The sequence below is a fragment of the Elizabethkingia argenteiflava genome (assembly GCF_009904105.1).
Taxonomy (GTDB): Bacteria; Bacteroidota; Bacteroidia; order Flavobacteriales; family Weeksellaceae; genus Elizabethkingia; species Elizabethkingia argenteiflava.
Genome location: NZ_JAAABJ010000425.1, coordinates 1 through 355 on the forward strand (window position 1 = coordinate 1; position 355 = coordinate 355).

Here is a 355-nt window from a genome sequence, read left to right on the forward strand (position 1 = left end):
AGGGACAATGAAAAAAAGTAAGTTTAGCGAGCGACAGATCATCAAGATTATGTCAGAGCATGAAGCGGTTCAAAATGTTTCGGATATCTGGCGTGAGCACGGCATTACCCAAGGAACCTACTATTCTTGTAAGAGCAAATATTCGGGGATGAAGGTTTCACAGCTCAAGCAGCTTGGGGAAATTGAAAAAGAATTGTAAAAATAAAAAAATATTGTTGACGAGCAGACTTTTCAGATCAATGTTTTAAAATACGTTCTCTAAAAAAAGCTCTATGGGCTGGCGTAAAGCGTGAGCTTGTAGGTTATGCCCGCTTATATTTTGGGATGAGCCTGCGGCAGTATTCTGTTTAAGTAC

General features: G+C 39.7%; 1 protein-coding gene. It reads left to right on the plus strand.

Annotated elements, in window-relative coordinates; translation table 11 throughout:
- Positions 1-199 (plus strand): transposase (locus GNY06_RS04965; protein WP_212995086.1); only part of this gene is annotated, 199 nt, incomplete at its 5' end.
- Positions 200-355 lie beyond the last annotated feature (156 nt).